The 3,427-nt window shown below is 63.9% G+C and carries 2 protein-coding genes; both read left to right on the top strand.

Features of this window, described 5'->3' with window-relative positions; genetic code table 11:
• Positions 1-293: 293 nt before the first annotated feature.
• Complete coding sequence (locus tag BN2475_RS32815) at positions 294-1,916, top strand: NAD(P)/FAD-dependent oxidoreductase (RefSeq protein ID WP_094783481.1); 1,623 nt, start codon at positions 294-296, stop codon at positions 1,914-1,916.
• 90 nt (positions 1,917-2,006) lie between these two features.
• The gene (locus BN2475_RS32820) at positions 2,007-3,278 is read left to right on the top strand and encodes an SGNH/GDSL hydrolase family protein (RefSeq protein ID WP_094783482.1); all 1,272 of its coding nucleotides are present in this window, start codon (positions 2,007-2,009) and stop codon (positions 3,276-3,278) included.
• Positions 3,279-3,427: the final 149 nt, after the last annotated feature.

Genomic DNA, 3,427 nt, shown 5'->3' on the forward strand with positions numbered 1-3,427 from the left:
TTGCGCCTGTTCGGGCGAACTCACGCCCGCGTCCAGCGGGGCGACGTTGCCGGGAATATCCAGCGATTGCGTATACATGGGGGGACGCTCTCTGAGGAAGTTGTCTGTGCGACAGTATAAACCAACCGACCGGTCGGTTAATAAATTTTTCGATGTCAGTCGAATTCATCGATAGGGCGGATTGGCGCCATTGCCGCGGCGTTTCGTCGGCAGCGCCCGCCCGGTGCCGACGCTTAACCTATAAAATTGCGAATTGGCCGCGATTTGTGGCCTTCTCTGCATCCTCGGTACTCATGTTACGTCTAAGCGAAATCAAACTCCCGCTCGATCATTCCGAGAGCGTTCTCGAAGCGGCAGTCCGTGCGCGCCTCGCGGAACTCGGCGTGGCCGCAGACGGGCTCGTCCGATACACCGTGTTTCGCCGCGCGCACGACGCGCGCAAACGCGCCGACATCAAGCTCACCTACATCGTCGATGTCGAGGTAACGGATGAAGCCGCCGCACTGAAGCGGCTCGCAGACGTGCCGCACTGCGGCGTTACGCCGGACATGAGCTACCGGTTTGTCGCCAAGGCGCCTGCGCAACTCGCCACGCCGCGACCGGTGGTGATCGGCATGGGCCCGTGCGGCCTTTTTGCCGGCTTGATCCTCGCGCAAATGGGCTTCCGTCCGATCATTCTGGAACGCGGTAAGGCCGTGCGGGAGCGCACCAAGGACACCTTCGGCCTGTGGCGCAAATCGGTGCTCAACCCTGAGTCGAACGTGCAGTTCGGCGAAGGCGGCGCGGGCACATTTTCGGACGGCAAGCTGTACAGCCAGATCAAGGACCCGAAGCACTACGGACGCAAGGTGCTCGACGAATTTGTCCGCGCCGGCGCGCCGGACGACATTCTGTATCTGAGCCGACCCCATATCGGCACGTTCCGCCTCGTCAGCATGGTCGAAAAAATGCGCGCGACCATCCACGAGCTGGGCGGGGAGGTGCGCTTCGAGACCCGCGTCGACGATATCGACATCGATGGTGGGAAGGTACGCGGATTGAAGCTGTCGACCGGCGAAACGCTGCGCTGCGACCATGTCGTGCTGGCAGTCGGACACAGCGCGCGCGACACCTTTCAGATGCTGAACGACCGCGGTGTCTTCATCGAGGCAAAGCCGTTTTCGCTCGGTTTCCGCATCGAGCATCCGCAGGGGTTGATCGATCGCAGCCGTTTCGGCAAATTTGCCGGTCACAAACAGCTGGGGGCCGCAGACTATAAAGTGGTGCATCACTGCAGCAATGGACGCGCGGTCTACAGCTTCTGCATGTGCCCGGGCGGCACGGTGGTGGCGGCGACTTCCGAGCCCGGACGCGTGGTGACGAACGGAATGAGCCAGTACTCGCGCGCGGAGCGCAATGCCAATGCGGGGATTGTGGTCGGCATTACGCCGGACGACTATCCGGGCGGCCCCCTCGCCGGCATCGCTTTCCAGCGCAAATGGGAAGAGCGGGCGTTCGAGCTTGGCGGCGGCAACTATATGGCGCCGGGTCAGCTCGTCGGTGACTTTCTCGCCGGCCGGCCGTCCACCTCGCTGGGCTCGGTGGTGCCGTCGTACAAGCCGGGCGTGCATCCCACGGATCTCAGCACCGCGCTGCCCGACTACGTGATCGAGGCAATTCGCGAGGCGTTGCCGCAGATGGACAGGAAGATCGCGGGTTTCGCGATGCATGACGCGGTGCTGACGGGTGTCGAGACCAGAACGTCGTCGCCGATTCGCGTGCGGCGCGGGGATGACTACCAGAGTGTGAACGTCGAAGGTCTCTATCCGGCGGGCGAGGGAGCGGGGTACGCGGGCGGGATCTACTCGGCGGCCATCGACGGGATCGAAGTCGCGGAAGCCGTCGCGTTGAAGATAGTAGCGGCGCAAACCGCCTGAGATGAACCGGGCGGAATGTGGCCCGAGTCCGCCCGCGATTGCGGTCGCGATCGGGCACAATGCACGTTTGGCCTCGAACCGATCCCCCGAATGCCCCTTCGCACCCTGGCTGCCGCCTGTGGCGCGGCACTGCTTGCACAGTTTGCCGTCTCTTCGACCGTTCTCGCCGCGGACGCCCCAGCGCACTGGGTCACGGCATGGGCGACAGCGCTACAACCCATTCCACAGCGGGCCGATTTGCCGCCGTTGTATCGCGCGCCGGACATCGCCGGGCGCACCGTGCGGCAGATCGTCTATCCGACGCTGTCGGGAAGCTCGGCGCGAATGCATCTGAGTAACGAATATGGCAAGACGCCGCTCGTCGTCGAAGAACTGCGCATCGCGCGCTCGGCGGGCGGCGCGGCCGCGGCCGGCAGTGGTGCGACGCGCGTGACTTTCGGCGGTAGAAGCGCCGTCAGCATCCCCGCCGGTGGAACGTTGGACAGCGATCCGATTGCGCTCGATATCGCCGAAGGCGAGCCGTACGCGATCAGCGCTTTCATGGGGCCGGAACAGCGGATTGTGGCGTGGCATCGCGTGTCGAGCCAGGTCAATTATGTTTCGGCGCCCGGCAATCACACCGCCGATGCTTCCGCGGATGCGTTTCGCGGTCGGTTTACGCAATATGTGTGGGTGACGGGATTGTCGGTGGACGCGGCTCCTTCATCGGCGGCGGTCGCCGCGATCGGCGATTCGATCACCGACGGCATGCGCTCCAGCATGAACCAGAACCGCCGCTGGCCAGACGCGCTGGCGCGGCGGCTCGCCAGCAGCGGCGACCGTTCGACGGCGATCGTCAATCTCGGCATCAGCGGCAATCGGTTGCTGAGCGATTCGCCCTGCTATGGCGACGCGCTCGTGAGCCGCTTCGATCGCGACGTTCTCCGGCGCCCGGGCATCAAGACAGCGATCTTGCTGATCGGGATCAACGACATCAACTTCGCGGCGATGCCGCCTCATGGCGGTCTCGACTGCGACTACCCGCATACGTCGGTGACGGCGGCCGATCTGATTGCCGGATACCAGCGCGTGATCACGGCCGCGAGGCGTGCCGGCGTGAAAGTGTTCGGCGCGACGTTGACGCCGGCAGCGCTGCCGCCCCAGCGGGAAGGTATCAGGCTCGCCGTCAACGAATGGATTCGCACCAGCCACGCTTTCGACGGCGTGATGGATTTTGACGCCGCGCTGCGCGATCGGGCGCAGCCGGAGCGTCTGCAGCGTGCGTTCGATAGTGGCGATCACATCCATCCCAGCGACGCCGGCTATGCCGCAATGGCCGAAGCCGTCCCGATGGATGCCGTGGTGAACTCGGCTCGCAAGTGAACTGCCAAAAAGACTTCGTCAGAGCCTTGTCACGGGGCTGAGGTTCACCTACTATTCGCCTCCTCGTTTGAGAACGAGGGCCGCAGCAGAAATCAGCGGCTGTGGCGCCAACGGATTTTTAAGCGAAAGCGAAAAAACCTGTTGACGGC

This window comes from Paraburkholderia ribeironis (genome assembly GCF_900019265.1).
Lineage (GTDB): Bacteria > Pseudomonadota > Gammaproteobacteria > Burkholderiales > Burkholderiaceae > Paraburkholderia > Paraburkholderia ribeironis.

Bases quoted from the DNA above. Each gene is read 5' to 3' on its own strand.
- BN2475_RS32815 (WP_094783481.1), top strand. From the start codon at position 294: ATGTTACGTCTAAGCGAAATCAAACTCCCGCTCGATCATTCCGAGAGC.
- BN2475_RS32820 (WP_094783482.1), top strand. From the start codon at position 2,007: ATGCCCCTTCGCACCCTGGCTGCCGCCTGTGGCGCGGCACTGCTTGCA.